Below are 17883 nucleotides of genomic sequence, written 5' to 3'. Positions count from 1 at the left end.
TATTTGATTGATAACTACTAAAACGATAAGAACTATAACAATGCCAAGAACAATCTTACCAATAGTATTAATAATTTTCATAAATACAAACCCCTTTTCAAAAGATTATAAATATACAAAATGCAAAGACATTTATTTCTTTGTATAATTATAACACAAACGGCATAAAATGTCAATATATGCTGTATTATTTATCATTGCAGCCGATTTTTTGTGCATTTTCGCCTTAAAAATATTATATTTTAATCATTAGATTTCATAAGTACACCTAAACCTAGAATTAAAAGCCCAAAGGCAGAACTTGCTGCTTTAGGGCTTTGTTATTGAAATCAGCTGTAATTTCTTGCGATTCTGTAGTCCACGGCGCCCGTAAAGGGGTCGTAGAGGATATCCTCATTATCGTCCTTTGCCACAAGGTAGGAGCTCTTATAGAACAACGGCACAAAGCCGAACTGCTGAAGTATCTCACGCTCTGCCGCCGTATAGCTGTTCACCAGCTCATTCACCGTAGAGCACTTCATGACAGCCTCGGAGCTGTCAGCGCCGCCTGCCGCATTTTTAAGACAGTCTACCTCAGTGAACTTCCCGAGCACGGCAAGTCCGCTGTTGAAATCTCCTCTGACGGGATACAGTGCTATGCTGTAATCGCCGCTCTCTATCCTCTCGCGGAACTCCTTTGCGGTAAGGTCCTCGATGCCGATATAGATACCGAGACTGTCCTGCCAGCTCTGTGAGAGTATATGGAGGTAACGGGAATCTATGGTACTTGAGTCCACGATCACCTTCACGCTTTCAATGGAGCTGACCTTCAGCTCCTCCTTAGCCTGCTCAACGAGGGAAGCTGCCTGCTGAGGGTCGTAAACGTCGAACTGCTTGTCCGATGCCAGCTCGCGGTAGCTTCTTCCTGCAACATTCACCGCAGGAGGGATAATACCGTATGCCGCTTTCAGGTCGCTTCCCAGCTCCTTGTCCAGCGTCTCTCTGTCCACAGCAAGAGCAACGGCCTTCCGCAGAGCAGCATTTGAATAGAGCTTATCCTTGGGATTGAATATCATGCCGAGGGTGGTGGCTTTCTGTCCTGTTATATTGTACTTCTTGGGGTTATAGCCTCCCACCTTCATTGTGGAGAAGCACTCCGTCTCGTCGTCCTTGAACGCCTGCTTCACCTCAGACTCGCTGTCCAGTACCGAGAAGCTGACGAATGTAGGAAGTATATCATAGCCCTCATGCATATTCTTTTCGTTCCTGCGCATATAGAGGATATTATTGCTTCCGTAGGGGTCGTAGAACCACTGACGGACATAGAACGGTCCGTTGGACATTACCGACCTGTCGTCAAGTCCGTATCTTCCCTTGGTGGAGATGAAAAACTCCTCATTGCAGGGAAATGCAGCAGGAGATGTGAGAAGTCCGAGGAACTCCGCGCAGGGATAGTCCAGAGTGAACTGCAAGGTGAAGTTATCCAGCGCTTCAACGCCGAGGCTGTCGGTGCGATAGCTTCCCTCGGAGATATATCGGCTGTTTTTCAGGCACATGAAGTACCTTGCGAATGGCGAGTGCATTTTCGGGTCGAGTATACGCCTGAAAGCAAAAACATAGTCATCGGCGGTAACGGGAAAGCACTCCTCCTCGTCGATGATATCGTCATCGTTCTCGTCAAAGAACCAGTAATTGTCCTCTCTCAGGTGAAAGGTATAGACACAGCCGTCAGCCGACACATTGTAGTCAGCAGCATTGCAGCAGACGATGCTGCCGTCCTTATCCTTCATCATAAGACCGCTGTACATATTCTTTATAACAGTTGCCGATGAAGGCTCGTTTGCGAACTGCGGGTCAAGGCTCTCGGGATTGCTTGCAAGAGCGGCGCCGTACATATGACCTTCACCGCCGCCCTTCCTGTCTCCTCCTCCGCAGCTGCTGAGGGAGCCTGCTCCTATAAGGGCACAGGCTGCAAGAGCGAGTATTTTTTTCTTTTTCACATTTTTCTCCGTTTCTTCTGTACCCATAAGGGCTCTGCCGCACTCAGCGGCACATCATGTCATAATCAAAATATGTCCCCCGAAAACGGGGGACATTCAGCTTTAATTCATGCTTACGGTAACGATGAAGCCGTCAACGTTATTTCCAGAGACCGTATAGGTCTTATTGGATGGAACGGGCACCTCTGTATCGCCCGCAGCGTTGGCAGCTGCGTAGTATATCTGGTAAAGCTTATTGCCGACCGTGACCTCAAGGGGGCTTTCATTAGTATGCTCCTTGATCTTGTCGATATACTCCTCGAGGCAGAGTTTATTCTGCTTCATATAAACGGCATGGGGAACTCCCACATACCTGTATGTATAGTCTCTCTGGCGCTCGCCTGTTTCGGAGTCCTTACCCTCGGGGAAGCGGACAACGAAGCCGTACTCAGCGGCGTGCTCATCGATCCAGCCGTAAACGCCCGTAGGCATATAGTAGCCCGAGCTTGAACCGTCTGTGGGGAAGATACCCAGATCGAAGCTCCTGCCCGTATGGTAGTCGGAATAACCGCCCTGGAACTGGGAATTGCCGTTGTTGTACTTATCGCTCTGCTCCTCGGCAGTACGATATGCGCCGATAACATAGATATCGGAATTTGTCTCAGCCTCATAGAAGCCGTCCATGAGCTGATTGAGGTGATCGAGAGCCTCGGTATCCAGCTTTGTGACCAGATCGCTTACATGGTAATGTGAGTCATCGTGGTTGTAGTAGATAGCCTCTAACTCGGTATCGCCTTCGATAAATTTATATTCGTGGGCTGAGTTTACGAGGACGAGGTTTCCTCTGTTAACGTCGTCAGCCTTGTGAACTTCCGTTGTATACTGTGACTCCGAGGGCTTCTGACCGTCGGGAGCACCTGTTATAAGCGAGCTTGTCTCACCGTTGGATGTGAGGTTATCCACGATAGAGGACTGCTGCGTATTGTCAGTAATGGTTGTCTGTGCCTGTTTAGCGGAGGTTTTTTCATTGCCCTTCTTGGAACAGCTCTTACAGCAAGAGCCAAGCACAACGATGAGGACAACAAGGACCAGTACCACCGCAACGAGTCTGTCGTATCTGACCTTATAGCGTTTTGATACACGTTCTCTCTTGCGGTTTCTGCGTTTATCTCCGTTAGCCATAAAACGAAATCGCTCCTTAAAGAATATTCGGTTAAATCGTAACAGTCAGCTGTTGAGAAAGAGGGTCAACAGCGGACCGTCTGCATATACACGCCGCGAAAAGCCGCGGGATCTCTCCAAAAATTGCTCCCCAAGCGTATCCATATATCATAAATTGCTCATACACTGTATTATATCACAAATTTTTGGACTTGTAAAGAGTTTTTTTGATTTTTTGCACTAATAATTTCATATTATTTGCGCATAGTGTACTAAGGAAATCCAAATGTCCACAAAAAACTACTTATCTTCCGTGGACAAAGCACGTCTTCTGAACTCCGACGGAGTGCAGTTTTTATGCTTTTTGAACTGTCTCATGAAGTAGGACTCGCTGTCGTAGCCGCACTCCACTGCTATCTCATACACGGACTTGTCCGTATTTTTCAGCAGCTCAGCCGCTCTGAGGAGCCTGCTCTCGATGACGTCCTGAAGACAGGTAACGCCGAAAGCTGCGGTCCATAGCCTGTGGAAGTATGTCCTGCTTATACGCATCTCCTCGCACATCTCGTCGATGGACCAGCTGTTCATGGGGGCGTCATAAATAGCCTGTCTCAGCTTCCGAAGCTCCACATAACGGGGTATCTTCTCCACGGGCGAGGCAGGTGCGTTATCGTAGGTCTCGCTGAGGGCGATGAAGATGATACGCATGGAAAGCTCCATGAATTCGCTGATATGCTTGCCCCTGTGCATGGACTGGGACTGCATTGAACGCAGGGCGCCCGAAATGACGAGGTCGTCCGCCAGCTCTATGGGAGTATCCTGAGGAAAGTTCATAGAGGAGATATACTGCCTGTCGGCGGCAGATGTCCTGAAGCTGACCATATCGTAGCGAATGGGCTTGCCCTTCACAGGTCGGAAGCTCTGCTTGTAGCCGCTTGTCAGCAGTGCAGCGGAAACACCATCTGTGCGGAGCTGCTGCCCGTTCTCCTCATACATTATGGGAGTCCTGAGCAGCAGGAACACGGGGTCCGCGCCCAGCTCTCCGCCGAAAGCGGTATCACGGCGGCAATTCAGCTGTATACGGTTGATCTTCACAAGCGCTCCCCCTTCCTGTTACAGTAACTATATGTACTATTGTAACATAAACTGAACAAAAATGCAAGCCTTGTAGGGAACGCTGCCTCGCCATAATTATGCATTATGCATTATGAATTATGCATTAAAAAAGGGGCATTGCCCCTTTTTCAGTCTTATTCGGCAGTTTCAGCCATTTTAACAGCCTTCATCATGATAGCGCACTCAAGGCGCTTCTTTTCCAGCTGACATGAGATCTTGTGAGCAGTTCTGATATCGCCCATATACTGGTAGTTATTGGCGTTGCAGCCGCCGCTGCAATAGAACTTTGCCCAGCACTCGCGGCAGTCGGGCTTTGAGTAAACGTGAGCCCTTGCGAAGTCTGCCTTCATCTCCTGATCGAAGGTGCCCTCGTCGATGTTGCCCATCTTGTACTCGTCTATGCCTACGAACTGGTGACATGGGAAGATGTCTCCGTCGGGAGTAATGGCTACATAGTCATTTCCGCAGCCGCAGCCCCTGAGGCGCTTGATAGCGCAGGGACCCTGATCCAGATCAAGCATGAAGTGGAAGAAGTTGAACTTCTTGCCCTTCTTCTCGTTTTCAAGAAGCTGGAGCGCCAGTTTCTCATACTCTGCAAATACCGCAGGCAGGTCCTTCTCGGTAAGTGCGTAAACATCGTCATCACCCACAACGGGCTCAACGGATATCTGGTCGAAGCCTGCTTCATTGAGTGCAAAAACATCCTTTGAGAAGTCAAGGTTCTTGTTGGTGAATGTACCTCTTACATAGTACTCCTTGTCACCTCTGCCCTCCACCAGCTTCTTATACTTGGGAAGGATGATATCATAGCAGCCCTGACCGTTGGGAAGCACACGGAAGTAATCGTTTACCTCCTTGCGTCCGTCAATGGAGAGAACAACGTTTGACATCTCGCGGTTGATGAAGTCAATCTTCTCGTCGTCAAGGAGCAGACCGTTTGTGGTGATAGTGAAGCGGAACTTCTTGTTGTATTCCTTTTCGCGGCTCCTTGCGTACTCAACTACCTTCTTTACCACACCGAAGTTCATAAGGGGCTCGCCGCCGAAGAAATCAAGCTCCAGATTGGGACGATCGCCCGAATTTTCCAGCAGGAAGTCGATAGCGTGCTTGCCTGTCTCAAATGACATGAGCTTTCTGCCCTTGCCGAAGTCGCCTGTGGACGCAAAGCAGTACTTGCATCTGAGCTGGCAGTCATGGGCGATATTAAGGCACATAGCCTTTACAGGGGAGGCTACGGAATACTTTGCATACTTCTCGTAATCGTCCTCTGAGAAGAGTATCTTATCGTTATACAGCTCCACTATCTCGGCATAGCAGTCGCGGATATCCTCCTCGGGATAAGCCTTGGAGAGCTTGTCCACCACATTCTGAGGACATTCAGCCTCAAAAGGCGGCTCCACATTGTCGAGAAGGTCGTATGTGAGCTCGTCCACGATATGAACGCCGCCGCTGTTCACATCGAGAACTATGTTCAGTCCGTTAAGCTTGTACTTATGTATCATTATTCATACCCTCAATTCAAAAAATATGAGGCAGCATTTTCATACTGCCTCCACCGTTTTTTCAGTGTTAAGAGCTTATCTCTCGCACTTCTGGTTAGCAACTGTGCAAGAGGTCTTGCAAGCAGACTGACATGAAGCCTGGCACTTGCCGCAGCCGCCCTTCTGAGCAGATTCCTTGAGATTAGCCTTATTGATAGTCTTGATATGTTTCATTTTTTTACCCTCCATAGGAATGTACGGCACTCTGCCGCATAGTACTTTCTGATATTATATCATATTTTCAGCTTCAATGCAATAGTTATTTCAAATAATTCAGATTTTTACCTTATTCAGCATGAAGGCTGTCAAATACAAAGTTGTAGATATCGACGTAGGTACCGTCCGTGTAGTGGAGACCGTCAAAGGTCGAGAAGCCGTTCCACATGAGGAACGTGTACGAGTCGAGGAAGGTTATCCTGCTGTCGAGACCTGCGCTCAGGTCGCTGTTGAACTGCTCTATCCTGCTGTTGAGGTACTGATAGTTGCCGTCGCAGGGATTAACTGCCATGACGATGACCTTGTTGTTATCAAGGAACTCGTCGGGCATACTGTTATAGAGGTTGAGGTAAGCCCTGCTGTCAAGGTCGTTTACGCCGAGGTTAATGATGACCGTCTTATCGCGTATCTGATAGATAGACTCGGCATTGCTCCTGAAGAAGCTTATGGTAGCTCCCACCTTGCCGATATAGTCTATATCTATTCCTCTTGCCATACCAACGGTACGGGAGTCGCCCACCCAGAACCACTCGGCATACTCGCTGTCGATACGGGGGATAGTGTACTCAAAGTTTCCGAATTCAAGGGGAGGTATCTCCTCGGTGCTGCCCGAAGTCTCTCCGCCGTTCTGTTCGTTTGTTCTCTCAGCCTTCTCCTCCTCGGTCTCACGCTGCTTGAAGCCGTTCTTCTCGAGGAAGTCGGTCATTATACCGCCGTCATCGGCTGATGAAGCCCATGCATAATACGAAAGTATCAGGGAAGCGTCCACAGCGTCAACGTTGTTGTCGCCGTTAAGGTCGGCTGCCGAAGTCTGATACGAATAGAGGGGCGAATCCTGCCCCGCAGAGGTACACGCATATGCAGCAAGCACGGCAGAGGCGTCCGCGGCGTCCACCACACCGTCACCGTCTATGTCGCCTATCATGAACAGCGAAGCCTCACCGTAAGCGGTGAAAGCTGCTGAGGACATGGCGACAGCCGCAGCTGCGGCAAAGCTCATAAGCGTTTTCATCTTCATAAATTACTCCTTTTCACTGGTCAAGCTCAATAAGAAGCTCGAAATCCTCATCGATCCTCTGTTTAAGCTCTTCGATCTCGGCGCATTTGCTGTTCATCAGCTCATAGTCGCTGTAGACCTCCTCCCTGCCGATCTCCTCGGTAAGAGAGTCTATCTGCGCCTGCAGGTCGTCGATTTCCTTTTCAAGGCGTCTCATTTCGTTTTTTCTTGCAGCATCAGCACTTCTCTGCTGCTTGCTGCGATAATTCTTAGCAGATTTTTCCTTGGCAGCTTCCGCAGCCTTCTGCTGTTTTTCGGCTTCTATCGTCCTTCTCTCGGCAGCCTGCTCCTCGCGGAGGACGTCGAGATATTTTTCAAAGCCGTAATTATGGAGTCTGTAGGTTCCGTCAGTGAGCTCTATAAGCCTGTCGGCTATTTTACTGAGCAGATAGCGGTCATGGCTCACAAAAATGACCGTACCCGTATATTCAGCCAGAGCCTCCTCGATAGCCTCCTTAGAGCTGAGGTCGAGGTGGTTGGTAGGCTCGTCAAGAATGAGGACGTTGCCGTGCTCCTGCATCATGATGGCGAAGCAGAGCTTGGCACGCTCGCCGCCGCTGATGACTCCCGTCTCCTTAAAGACGTTCTCGCCGATGAGGCGCACCTGCGCCAGAAGATTTCGCACCTCCAGATCGGACATTGAGGGATAGCGGCTGTGGAGCTCCTCCATAACGGTAAGCTCCTTGTTGAGGTTGGTGCTCTCCTGCTCGAAGTAGGAGATCTTGATATTGCTGTTCCAGCGGACCAGTCCCTTATGAGGGAGCTGTTCCTGTATGATACGCAGCAGGGTGGATTTGCCGATGCCGTTGTCACCGATGACGCCTATCTTCTCACCTCTGCGGACCTCGAAGTCAATGTTGTCCACAAGGGTCTTTCTGGCGCTGCCCTCACCCACGGAGATGTCCACGCCCTTGACTTTGAGGACGTCGATAGGGGGCTCGACTGCGTATGTGAAGCGTATCTTCGCATTTTTTGTCTCATGGACGGGGCGCTCTATGCGCTCCATTTTCTCGAGCTGCTTTCTGCGGCTCTGAGCCATTTTTGTAGTGGAAGCACGGACGAGGTTCTTTGCCACATAGTCCTCAAGCTGGGCTATCTGCTTCTGCTGGAGCTCATACTCCTTCTCGCGCCGCGCGTCGTTTTCCTCTCTCTGGCGGACGAAGGCGGTGTAGTTGCCCTTGTACCGTGTCAGCACTCCCCTCTCTATCTCGCAGATAGATGTGCAGAGCCTGTCGAGGAAGTATCTGTCATGTGAGACTATGAGGACGGCGCCCCTGTAGGAGCGGAGGTAGTCCTCAAGCCACATGATGGTCTTGAAGTCAAGGTGGTTGGTAGGCTCGTCCAGAATGAGGAGATTTGGCTCCTCAAGGAGCAGCCTTGCAATGGAAAGGCGTGTCTTTTCGCCGCCGCTGAATCCCGAGACAGTGCGTTCCAGCTCCTCACCCGAGAAGCCCATACCGTTGAGCACCATTCTTATCTTAACGTCGGTATTGTAGCCGTCGTTGGCTTCTATCCATGAGGACAGCTGCTGGTACTCGTCTGCGGAGGAATCATCGCCGCTCTCTATCTCCAGCTCTATTTCTCTGAGGCGTTCTATCGCCCTGTGAACGGGCTCAAAGACGCTTCGCATCTCCTCGATGACGGTATTTTCGGTATTGAGTCCGCCCATCTGTTCAAGGTAGCCCACGGTAGTCTTTGCAGCCATGGAGATGACGCCGTCCTTTTCGGTGAAGCGGTCGGGCTCCACGGAGCCTGTGAGTATCTTCAGCAGCGTAGACTTTCCGCAGCCGTTCCTGCCGACAAGACCTATTTTGTCGTTCTCGTCGATGGACAGCGAAACATTGCATAGCACCTGATTGCCGTTATAGAATTTATTTACATTAGTTAAGCTTGCAAGCATATCGAATTTCCTTTGTCTGCCACTATGCACAAAAAGAAGAATGATTATTTGTGCAGGCTGCAGTTATATAACTTTATCATACCATGTTACGAGAAAAAAGTCAACTGTCACGGTAAATATAAATGAAAGTCGGTTTTTGTCCGATTTTATACATAATATATCAAGAAAAGGCTGTTTTTCGCAGTTTTTACAAGAAAAATGAAAAAAACCTCCCGCTGGGGAGGTCTTTTCCGAGGGATAATGAATAAAAAATAAGAGAGAGAACTGAATATGCTGTCCTGCACTATATTGGGCTCCGTGAGCCGCGGCCGTAACGACAAGGTGAGCGCCTATTCTCACATTGTCCGAGGGCAGCCGATCCCCTGAAAGGCATAATCGGATGGGGTACGGACAGCTGCTCATGCCGTCCGAAAGGTTTCGCTTACGCCTTACGATATATATTATACACCTTTGATGAACAAAAACAATGAAAAATACTATCTTTTTGAGGAGACTTTTTGAAATTATCACAACAAATATATAAAATCATCTTGCAATCCCATTATATATATGATACAATAGTACATAGATAGGGCGGCAGAACCCATCTGCCGTACAAGCTGATACAGAAAGGAGAGATAAAATGAGCCGCAGGATACTTATGGGTGTTATAGTCGCCGACTGCCATATAGATTTCCAGTGTGAGATCCTCAGAGGCATAATCACACAGGCTTACAAGGGCAACTGCGACGTTGCAGTTATCTCGCCGCTGCATAACTTCTCCATCAATTCCGTCCACAAGGACGCGGAAAAGACCATATTCGACCTGATATTCTCCGAGAATATCGACGGTATCATATACGACAGAAACTCCTTCCACAACGAGGAGGTCTGCAAATATATAGACGGGCTCTGCAAGCGCTCGGAAAAGCCCGTAATGCTGCTGGACCACAATGACCACAAGAGCTTCGAGACCACCTCGGTTGACGATCTGGAAGCCTTCGAGACCATAACCGACCACCTGATAAATGTTCACGGCTACCGAAAGATATACTGTCTGACGGGACCGAAAAACACATTCAGCGGTGAGGAAAGGCTTCAGGGCTACAGGAACTCAATGAAGCGCCACGGCATAGATATAGGTAAGGACTGGTGCGAGTACGGCGACTTCTGGACAGAGGCTCCCAAAAAATTCGCTAAGCGCATACTCAGCGGTGAGCTCAGCCGTCCCGAAGCCATAGTCTGCGGAAACGACGTCATGGCTATCACCCTTTCAAAAATATTCATCGACGCAGGGCTGCGGGTCCCCGAGGATATAGCCATAACGGGCTATGACGCCTCCATAGAGGGCTATCAGTCCAGCCCCTCCATAACCAGCTACAGCCGCCCCAACTTCCAGCTGGGCGCAGAGGCTGTACGCAGGCTCTACCGCATAATCACGGGAAAGATATGCAGCAAGGTGCCCAACGAGAACGGCGAGCTCCGTCTCGGAGAGAGCTGCGGCTGCGACGAGAACCCGAGCCTGCGAAGGAGCATACTGCGAAATCTCAGCATAAACAGCCGTTTCGAGTCACAGCTCCTCTACGGCGATATGCTTTTCGACATCACCAATGCCGACAATATCCACACCTTTGCCGACAGGCTCGACAACTACACCTACCTGCTCCACAAGATGAGAAGGCTGAGGATATGCCTTACGCGGAGCTACATAGACGCTACTGTGGACAAGAACGCCGAGGAGCTCAGCTTCCGCGAGGGCGACGAGATGAAGGTCATTCTTGCAAAGTCCGCCATCTGGCGCGAGGCTGAGACCCACGACTACTTCTCCTCGTCAAAGCTGCTCCCCGATTACAGTGAGGAGCGCAGCTACCCCTCCGCATTCTTCATCTCTCCCCTTCATTATAATAACAACTTCTTCGGATACTGCGCCGTCTCATTCGGAAAGGAGCCCCGCTCCTTCAGCTCGCTGTATCTGAAGTGGATAAACTACGTCAATGTTGCCCTTGAACAGGTCCGTATAAAGGCTATAATGAACCGCACCATCCTCAACACCAGCAAGGCTCTCCTCTACGACCACATAACGGGTCTTATCAACAGAAGCGGTATCGAGCAGGAGTTTGCGGCGAAATTCAGAGGAAAAACAGGCAGCGTGGAGTGCGTTACCTTCGAGCTCCACGGTCTGAAAAAAGCCTATTACCAGAGCGGCGAGGAAAAATCCAACAGCATCATGGCTGCCTTTGCCAAGAAGCTCCGCTCCTGCATAAGCAGCAGCGAGATATGCGGCGCATGGGCTTCACAGACCCTTTGCGTCATAACTCCCGGGGAGGGACGGGCAGAGACCATATGCAGTGACCTCTGCGGCAGGATAAAGGAGACTCAGTTCAGCAGCGGCGAGGAGAACTGCAACATCGACTTCTCCGCAGGCAAATGCAGTCTTGTACTGAGCCCTGCGGCAGACCTGTCAGATGCAATGTACAAAGCCACCATGAACAAGGTGTTCTCGTATACCATTTCCGAGCCCACATCAAATCCTCAGTTCGAGAAGCTCTGCCTGCTCCGCAACAGGATAATGAAGAACCCCGAGCTCCCGTGGAATATCAGCGAGATAGCCGAGAGCCTGTATCTGAGCAAGAGCTACCTCCAGAAGATATACAAGTCATACTTTGGAAAGAGCATAATCGAGGAAATGATAGAGTTCCGCATAGGCAACGCCAAGACCCTGCTGTCCCAGACGGATATGACCGTCACAGAGATATCAAGGGAGTGCGGATACTCCTCATACAACTATTTCGTGCGCCAGTTCCGCACCAGCGAGGGCTGCTCGCCGTCGGAATACCGCGATGAACAGAAAAGGAAGGCTGAAAACGATGAAAGCTGAAGTTATACTTATGAAATGCCCCGAGGTCAACCGCATATACGGTGTCAGAGTCGAGGAGCGCTATGACGACTGGTTCAGGACATGGGCATTCCCCATCGACGAGCGCCGCGCCTCACACGAGGGCTTCGACAGGAACGAGATAAAGGGAAACCTTGACTATACCGACGATTACAACGGCTGTCCCTACTGCAAGTCCAAGAGGATAGTGCAGTGCGGACGCTGCGGCAGACTGAGCTGCTGGAACAACGAGGAGCGCATCACCTGCGGCTGGTGCGGTCTTTCGGGCGATGTCACCACCACCGAGGACAAGCTAAATGTCAGAGGCGGAGAATACTGATAACAAGGAGTTTTGCACCATGGCTGCTGTCACCGTAACAGGCAAAGGAAACATATCGGTAAAGCCCGACCTTATCGACCTCGGGCTCAATATCCTGACAAAGGACAAGGACTGCGGAAACGCAATGGATAAGGCAGGCTCCGCCCTTGAGGAGCTGCGCTCCATACTTGTGAGCTGCGGCTTTGAAGGGGACGACCTGAAGACCTCGGACTTCAGTGTAAGGACCGAGTACGAGACAGTTCCCGACGAAAACGGCAATTACCGCAATGTGTTCAAGGGCTACTGCTGTACTCATGCCCTCCATGTCAGCTTTCCGATGGACACTCAGCGCCTTGCAGATGTGCTGGGACGCATATCCTCATCGGAGGCTGCTCCCGAAATATCCGTGAGATTTACCGTCAGCGACCCCGAGTCCGCCCGTGAGGAGCTCATAAACCTTTCCGCCGCAGATGCGCGAAAGAAGGCGGAGCTGCTCTGCAAAGCCTCGGGAGCTTCCCTCGGAAAGCTTCTGCGGATAAGCTATGACAGACACGATGTTAACACATACTCCCAGACAGGCTACGGCATGGACGTAAACTGTCTCCGCGCCTCGGCAAAAGCCGTGAGCATAGCCCCCGACGACATAAAGCTCACGGACAGCGCGGAATTTGAATGGGAAATAAACTGAAAGGAATCATATTTCATTGAACAGAGACAAGGTCATAATCAGGACCAGCATCATCGGTATACTGGCAAATATATTCCTCGCGTCATTCAAGGCTGTGGTGGGGATACTCAGCTCCTCAATCGCCATCGTACTTGACGCAGTAAACAACCTGAGCGACGCACTGTCGTCGGTCATAACCATTATCGGCACCAAGCTTGCGGGCAAACGCCCCGACAAGAACCACCCCTACGGCTACGGCAGGATAGAGAACCTCAGCGCCACTCTCATCGCGGTCATTGTTCTCTACGCAGGTGTCACCTCCCTTGTGGAGTCCATAAAGAAGATGATCCACCCGTCAGTCCCCGATTATTCCGCGGCAGCTATTGTCATAGTGGCAACGGCTGTCCTTGTGAAGATACTGCTGGGACTCTTTGTAAAAAAGAAGGGCGAGAGCGTAAACTCCGACTCGCTTATCTCCTCGGGCAAGGACGCCCTGCTGGACTCGGTCATCTCTGCCTCTACCCTTGTGGCGGCGGCAGTCTACCTTATATTCAACATCAGAACAGAGGCATGGCTGGGTGCTGTCATCTCGCTGGTCATCATAAAATCAGGACTTGAGATGCTGGGCGACTCACTGTCCAACATCATCGGCAAGCGCATAAGCAGCGAGCTCTCCAAAGAGATAAAGCAGACCGTCACCTCGTTTCCCGAGGTGCAGGGCGCATATGACCTGCTGCTCCACAGCTACGGTCCCGACCTTATGATAGGCTCAGTTCATATAGAGGTCCCCGACACCATGCCCGTTGCGGAGCTCGACAAGCTGGAGCACCGCATCACCGAAAAGGTCCTCGCCGAGCACAGCGTTATCCTTACGGGAATAAGCGTCTATGCAGTCAACACTCAGAGCGACCGCGCCGCGCAGATTTACGGCGATATCCGCAGGAACGTCATGTCTCACGAGTATCTGCTCCAGATACACGGCTTCTATCTCGATGAGGAGCACAAGACCATACACTTCGATATCATCATCGACTTTGCAGCTCCCGACGCAAATGAGCTTTATAGGCACATCCTTACGGAAACTCAGGAGGCTTACCCCGATTACACCGTAAGCATAACCCTTGACACAGATGTCAGCGACTGAACACAGCTCCCTTCGGGGAGCTTTTTCCTTGCCTCAGCTATGGTAAAATCATATACTATCATATTGTTTTTATATACCTCAGGTATACAAAACGAATATTGATATCCACAATCAACAAAGGGTACAATAAAATGAGCGGCAACTTCTACACTGCCGCCCGTTTATCACACATAATAATCACATAATTTTCACATAGCGGTATATAATAATTATATAGAGCGGTCGACTTCTCTAAAATACTTTACAAAGGATATATTAACAATGAAAAAGACATTCAAAAAGATCGCAGCAACCCTTTCAGCAGCAGTTATGTGCGCTATTCCTATGGCAAGCGCTCTTTCTGCAAACGCAGCAGCAGGCCCCAACGCACGTTGCACAATGAGAAAAATATACTGGATAGACAGCACAGCTTACGTTAAGAAGATCAATGTTGGCTTCACAAACGTAAGAGAAGGCTGCTCACCCGCAACCATCACTGCTATCGCTGCAGGCACACCCAGCTTCGGCGGCAGCGCAGGCGACGTTTACTACAACTGCGGCGGCACACTCACCGCAAACGGCAGCAACTATATTAAGGGCGCCGCTGTATCATTCTCCGTATTATGCAACAGCCCCTCTTGCTATGAGGAGGGCAGAAACGTATACTGCTATGCATACAAGGCAGGCGGAGTACAGTCATACAACTCTGTACACACTGTTCCCGCTTTCCTCGTTGGTGATATAAACAAGGACGGATATGTAAACGGTTCAGATTCAGGAATTCTCAACACAGGTCTTTGCCAGAACGCATTTACCAATGTAAGTTACGACGGCGTAGTAACTATCAATTCTAATAACTACTATTACTACACCTTCGACATCGACGATAACGGCGTTGTTAACGCAAACGACCTTACTATGCTCAGAAAGTACGAGAGCAGCTCAACATACAAGTTTGAGAGATAACTCCCGAAGCAGAATATTTTTTATAACATCGACTAAAAAGGCTCCCCGATGTGCGCTGCTCTTAGCGGAACAAATGACAAACCAAACTGAATAGGACACAAGCTGATACTTACAATAATGTAGGTATCAGCTTATTTTTATATAAATCCGTTGATTTATTCATCCGAATATGGTGAAATGTACTTAAAGAATCGAGCATTGGAGGTACCAACATGACCGATAAGGAACAGAAAAAGGCTGCAAAAGAGTTCGCAGCGTATTGGAAAGACAAAGGTTCGGAGAAAAGTGATACTCAGACTTATTGGAATCAGCTCTTGACTGACGTGTTCGGTGCTGAGAAACTCACTGGTCTTGTGAAATATGAAAAAACTGTCACTGTGGACGGCAATCAACAGTACATTGATGCATATATCCGTCACGATAATGTTACTATAATCGTTGAGCAGAAATCCCTTGGGAAAGATTATACAGAAAAGCTGCACCAGTCAGGTGATATAATGCTAACTCCATATGAGCAGGCTAAGCGTTATGATGATAATCTCAACAAAAAAGAGCAGGCTGATTACATTATCACCTGTAATTTTTAAGAGTTTAATATATACGATATGAACGACAAGAACGCAGCACCTGTTCAAATCATGCTAAGCGATCTACCGAAAGAGTTTCACCTCATGAAGTTCCTTGTCGGCAGTAAGTCTGAGCGTATAAAGAAAGAGGAACAGTTGTCTTATGATGCTGGTCAGATTGTCGGTAAAATGCGTGATGCATTGAAGAAACAGTACGTTGACGACGAGGGAGATGTTAACCTTAACAAATTATGCGTCCGCCTTGTATTCTGTTTCTATGCTGAAGACGCAGAGGTTTTCAAACGCAGACAGTTCCGTGACTATCTAAAAGATATTCCTGTGAATAAGTGGCATAGGGAGTTAAAAGACCTGTTCCGTGTGCTGAATACCTCTCCTGACGAACGCAATCCGTATGATGACGCAAAGCTGAACGACTTTCCATATGTAAACGGAGGACTGTTTGGCGGTAATGATATTATTATTCCGAATTTCACTGAAGAGATCGCTGACATTATTCTCAACTCTGCTTGCGAGTTCGATTGAAGCGAAATAAGCCCGACTATTTTCGGAGCTGTGTTCGAGTCAATGATGAATCCTGAAACAAGACGTGCAGGAGGTTTGCATTATACATCGATAGAGAACATTCACAAGGTCATAGATCCGCTTTTCCTTGATGAACTAACAAATGAGCTAAACGATATTTTAAAGACAGCATATAAGAAAACAAGAAACGAAAAGCTGTTTGCATTTAAGGCTAAACTTGCTTCGTTCAAGTTCCTTGATCCCGCGTGTGGAAGCGGAAATTTCCTTACGGAGTCATATTGTGCTCTCCGTGATCTTGAAAACAGAGCCATATCCAATCTCGTAGAGGAGGGACAGTCCTTCCTTGGGGATATGATAGATGTCAGCCTTGACCAGTTCTACGAGATCGAGATAAATGACTTCGCCGTTGCTGTTGCCAAAACTGCTCTGTGGATAGCTGAAATACAGAAGAAGAAGGAGACAGAAGAGATAATAGGAAAACCTCTGAAGACTCTTCCTCTCAATGATTATGAGCACATTCGTGAAGGAAATGCTCTGCGTGTTGACTGGGAGAGCATTGTGCCGAAGGATACGCTGTCTTATATCATGGGCAACCCTCCATTTATTGGTAGTGCAAGGTTATCTGATGAGCAGAAAGATGATAGAGATTTCATTTTTGAAGGTAAAGGTGGAGAGCTTGACTATGTTGCTTGTTGGTATAAGAAAGCCGTTGACTTTATAGGCTGTCGAGATATAATGTCAAAGAGCCACTAAGTAACCCCACGCAATAGGCAGAATCAAATTCGATTACAACATATCAATTCATTAAAGAGAGCAGCGTTTTATTCAGGAACGTTGCTCTTTTTGAATTATTTGCAAATTTGAATATTTTACTTGGAATTAACATAGAGGTGATTGCAGATTTAATATGAGCATCATTATAATATAATGTTACTGTTTCAGGCTTAAACTGCACATTTACACTCCTTCCGAAAAAAATGCTTGCTTTACCTACAATTAACATAGAAAAGGTATCGGAATTTACATTGAAAATGTTATACTTATATCACCGAAAGGAAATATTCAACAGGAGTGATTATTGTGAGTAAGAAAAAGGTTTTAGCAAGTGTATTGGTGTTGCTGATGGCAATGAATGCAACCGGATGCGGAAAGAAAAAAGATCAGACAGTCTCGACAGACGGCTCAACATCAATGGAAAAGGTCATTGGTTATCTAAGTGAAGCTTATATGGAAGAAAACAGCGACACAAAGGTAACTTACAATCCGACAGGTTCTGGTGCCGGCATCAAAGCAGTACAGGAAGGACGCTGTGATATCGGACTTTCCAGCCGTGATCTGAAAGATGATGAAACGGCAGAACTGAATGCGGAAGTTGTAGCGATAGACGGTATCGCAGTTATCGTCAACAACTCGAATCCCGTAGAAGACCTTGATGTTGCTGAGATTGCAAAGATCTATACCGGCGAGTTTACAAACTGGAATGAGCTTGGTGGTTCCGATTCTCCTATTATCTGCATCGGACGAGAAGCGGCTTCAGGAACAAGAGACGGTTTTGAATCCGTTACCGGTACTGCCGATAACTGCAAATATGCACAAGAGCTGACATCTACGGGTGATGTGATCCAGACGGTATCTTCTAACCCGAATGCTATCGGCTATGCTTCTCTCGCATCTGTCGGTGATTCGGTCAAAACCGTTTCCGTAGACGGAGTATTACCTACTGAGGATACCGTTCTCAATGGCAGTTATAGCATTCAGCGTAATTTCGTTCTTGTAACTAAAAAGGATAAGGAACTTTCTGAATCAGCAAAGGATTTCTATGATTTTTGTATGAGTGATAAAGCTGCTGATTATATCCGTAAAGCAGGAGCAGTTCCTGCAAAGAAATGAGAGAGC

Annotated in this window: 16 protein-coding genes; 9 read left to right on the top strand and 7 right to left on the bottom strand. The window is 48.5% G+C overall.

The features are described 5' to 3' along the window. Positions 1-329: 329 nt before the first annotated feature. The 7 genes from DSZ37_RS09090 to DSZ37_RS09060 form a co-directional block, all read right to left on the bottom strand. Positions 330-1979, bottom strand: a complete 1650-nt coding sequence (locus DSZ37_RS09090; RefSeq protein ID WP_242978605.1) for a peptide ABC transporter substrate-binding protein — start codon at positions 1977-1979, stop codon at positions 330-332. Positions 1980-2081: 102 nt separating this feature from the next. Beyond that, on the bottom strand, positions 2082-3140 hold the full coding sequence (locus DSZ37_RS09085) for a M15 family metallopeptidase (protein ID WP_109726585.1): 1059 nt from the start codon (positions 3138-3140) through the stop codon (positions 2082-2084). 279 nt (positions 3141-3419) lie between these two features. Further along, positions 3420-4214: a helix-turn-helix transcriptional regulator gene (locus DSZ37_RS09080; protein ID WP_109726584.1), complete on the bottom strand. Its 795-nt coding sequence runs from the start codon at positions 4212-4214 to the stop codon at positions 3420-3422. Between the two features lie 155 nt (positions 4215-4369). Next, positions 4370-5737: a thioether cross-link-forming SCIFF peptide maturase gene (gene scfB / locus DSZ37_RS09075; RefSeq protein ID WP_109726583.1), complete on the bottom strand. Its 1368-nt coding sequence runs from the start codon at positions 5735-5737 to the stop codon at positions 4370-4372. Between the two features lie 75 nt (positions 5738-5812). Continuing rightward, positions 5813-5950, bottom strand: coding sequence for a six-cysteine ranthipeptide SCIFF (scfA, locus tag DSZ37_RS09070; RefSeq protein WP_019679123.1), 138 nt, complete (start codon positions 5948-5950; stop codon positions 5813-5815). Between the two features lie 112 nt (positions 5951-6062). Further along, positions 6063-7010, bottom strand: a complete 948-nt coding sequence (locus tag DSZ37_RS09065) for a dockerin type I domain-containing protein (protein WP_109726582.1) — start codon at positions 7008-7010, stop codon at positions 6063-6065. 13 nt (positions 7011-7023) lie between these two features. After that, complete coding sequence (locus DSZ37_RS09060) at positions 7024-8949, bottom strand: ABC-F family ATP-binding cassette domain-containing protein (protein ID WP_109726581.1); 1926 nt, start codon at positions 8947-8949, stop codon at positions 7024-7026. 622 nt (positions 8950-9571) lie between these two features. On the opposite strand from DSZ37_RS09060, the gene DSZ37_RS09055 reads away from it, so the two are divergent. The 9 genes from DSZ37_RS09055 to DSZ37_RS09015 all read left to right on the top strand — a co-directional run bounded on the left by DSZ37_RS09055 (position 9572) and on the right by DSZ37_RS09015 (position 17877). Then, positions 9572-11806, top strand: a complete 2235-nt coding sequence (locus DSZ37_RS09055) for a substrate-binding domain-containing protein (protein WP_109726580.1) — start codon at positions 9572-9574, stop codon at positions 11804-11806. Then, positions 11796-12143 (top strand): TerY-C metal binding domain-containing protein, encoded by a 348-nt coding sequence (locus DSZ37_RS09050; protein ID WP_109726579.1) that lies wholly within the window; start codon positions 11796-11798, stop codon positions 12141-12143. Before DSZ37_RS09055 ends, DSZ37_RS09050 begins: the two co-directional genes overlap by 11 nt. After that, the gene (locus DSZ37_RS09045; RefSeq protein WP_109726578.1) at positions 12121-12810 is read left to right on the top strand and encodes an SIMPL domain-containing protein; all 690 of its coding nucleotides are present in this window, start codon (positions 12121-12123) and stop codon (positions 12808-12810) included. Before DSZ37_RS09050 ends, DSZ37_RS09045 begins: the two co-directional genes overlap by 23 nt. Positions 12811-12826: 16 nt before the next feature. After that, positions 12827-13933 carry a cation diffusion facilitator family transporter gene (locus tag DSZ37_RS09040; protein WP_109726577.1) on the top strand — a complete coding sequence of 369 codons (1107 nt, stop codon included), beginning with the start codon at positions 12827-12829 and terminating at the stop codon, positions 13931-13933. A gap of 261 nt (positions 13934-14194) precedes the next feature. After that, entirely contained in the window at positions 14195-14878 is a 684-nt protein-coding gene (locus tag DSZ37_RS09035; RefSeq protein ID WP_109726576.1) for a hypothetical protein, read from the top strand. A 212-nt stretch (positions 14879-15090) separates the two neighbouring features. Next, a complete protein-coding gene (locus tag DSZ37_RS09030; protein WP_109726575.1) occupies positions 15091-15465 on the top strand; it encodes a type IIL restriction-modification enzyme MmeI in 375 nt (124 codons plus the stop codon). Between the two features lie 18 nt (positions 15466-15483). Further along, a complete protein-coding gene (locus tag DSZ37_RS09025; RefSeq protein WP_109726574.1) occupies positions 15484-15987 on the top strand; it encodes a type IIL restriction-modification enzyme MmeI in 504 nt (167 codons plus the stop codon). 42 nt (positions 15988-16029) lie between these two features. After that, a complete protein-coding gene (locus DSZ37_RS09020) occupies positions 16030-16740 on the top strand; it encodes a DNA methyltransferase (RefSeq protein WP_109726573.1) in 711 nt (236 codons plus the stop codon). 327 nt (positions 16741-17067) lie between these two features. After that, a complete protein-coding gene (locus DSZ37_RS09015) occupies positions 17068-17877 on the top strand; it encodes a phosphate ABC transporter substrate-binding protein (protein WP_278298506.1) in 810 nt (269 codons plus the stop codon). Positions 17878-17883: the final 6 nt, after the last annotated feature.

Source organism: Ruminococcus flavefaciens (assembly GCF_900116855.1).
GTDB classification, from domain to species: Bacteria; Bacillota; Clostridia; order Oscillospirales; family Ruminococcaceae; genus Ruminococcus; species Ruminococcus flavefaciens_R.
This window is presented reverse-complemented; position numbering and strand designations above follow the sequence as displayed.

Coding starts and splice junctions, on each gene's coding strand:
- DSZ37_RS09085 (WP_109726585.1), bottom strand. CDS start 3,140: ATGGCTAACGGAGATAAACGCAGAAACCGCAAGAGAGAACGTGTATCA.
- scfB (WP_109726583.1), bottom strand. CDS start 5,737: ATGATACATAAGTACAAGCTTAACGGACTGAACATAGTTCTCGATGTG.
- scfA (WP_019679123.1), bottom strand. CDS start 5,950: ATGAAACATATCAAGACTATCAATAAGGCTAATCTCAAGGAATCTGCT.
- DSZ37_RS09065 (WP_109726582.1), bottom strand. CDS start 7,010: ATGAAGATGAAAACGCTTATGAGCTTTGCCGCAGCTGCGGCTGTCGCC.
- DSZ37_RS09060 (WP_109726581.1), bottom strand. CDS start 8,949: ATGCTTGCAAGCTTAACTAATGTAAATAAATTCTATAACGGCAATCAG.
- DSZ37_RS09055 (WP_109726580.1), top strand. CDS start 9,572: ATGAGCCGCAGGATACTTATGGGTGTTATAGTCGCCGACTGCCATATA.
- DSZ37_RS09050 (WP_109726579.1), top strand. CDS start 11,796: ATGAAAGCTGAAGTTATACTTATGAAATGCCCCGAGGTCAACCGCATA.
- DSZ37_RS09045 (WP_109726578.1), top strand. CDS start 12,121: ATGTCAGAGGCGGAGAATACTGATAACAAGGAGTTTTGCACCATGGCT.
- DSZ37_RS09035 (WP_109726576.1), top strand. CDS start 14,195: ATGAAAAAGACATTCAAAAAGATCGCAGCAACCCTTTCAGCAGCAGTT.
- DSZ37_RS09030 (WP_109726575.1), top strand. CDS start 15,091: ATGACCGATAAGGAACAGAAAAAGGCTGCAAAAGAGTTCGCAGCGTAT.
- DSZ37_RS09025 (WP_109726574.1), top strand. CDS start 15,484: ATGAACGACAAGAACGCAGCACCTGTTCAAATCATGCTAAGCGATCTA.
- DSZ37_RS09020 (WP_109726573.1), top strand. CDS start 16,030: ATGATGAATCCTGAAACAAGACGTGCAGGAGGTTTGCATTATACATCG.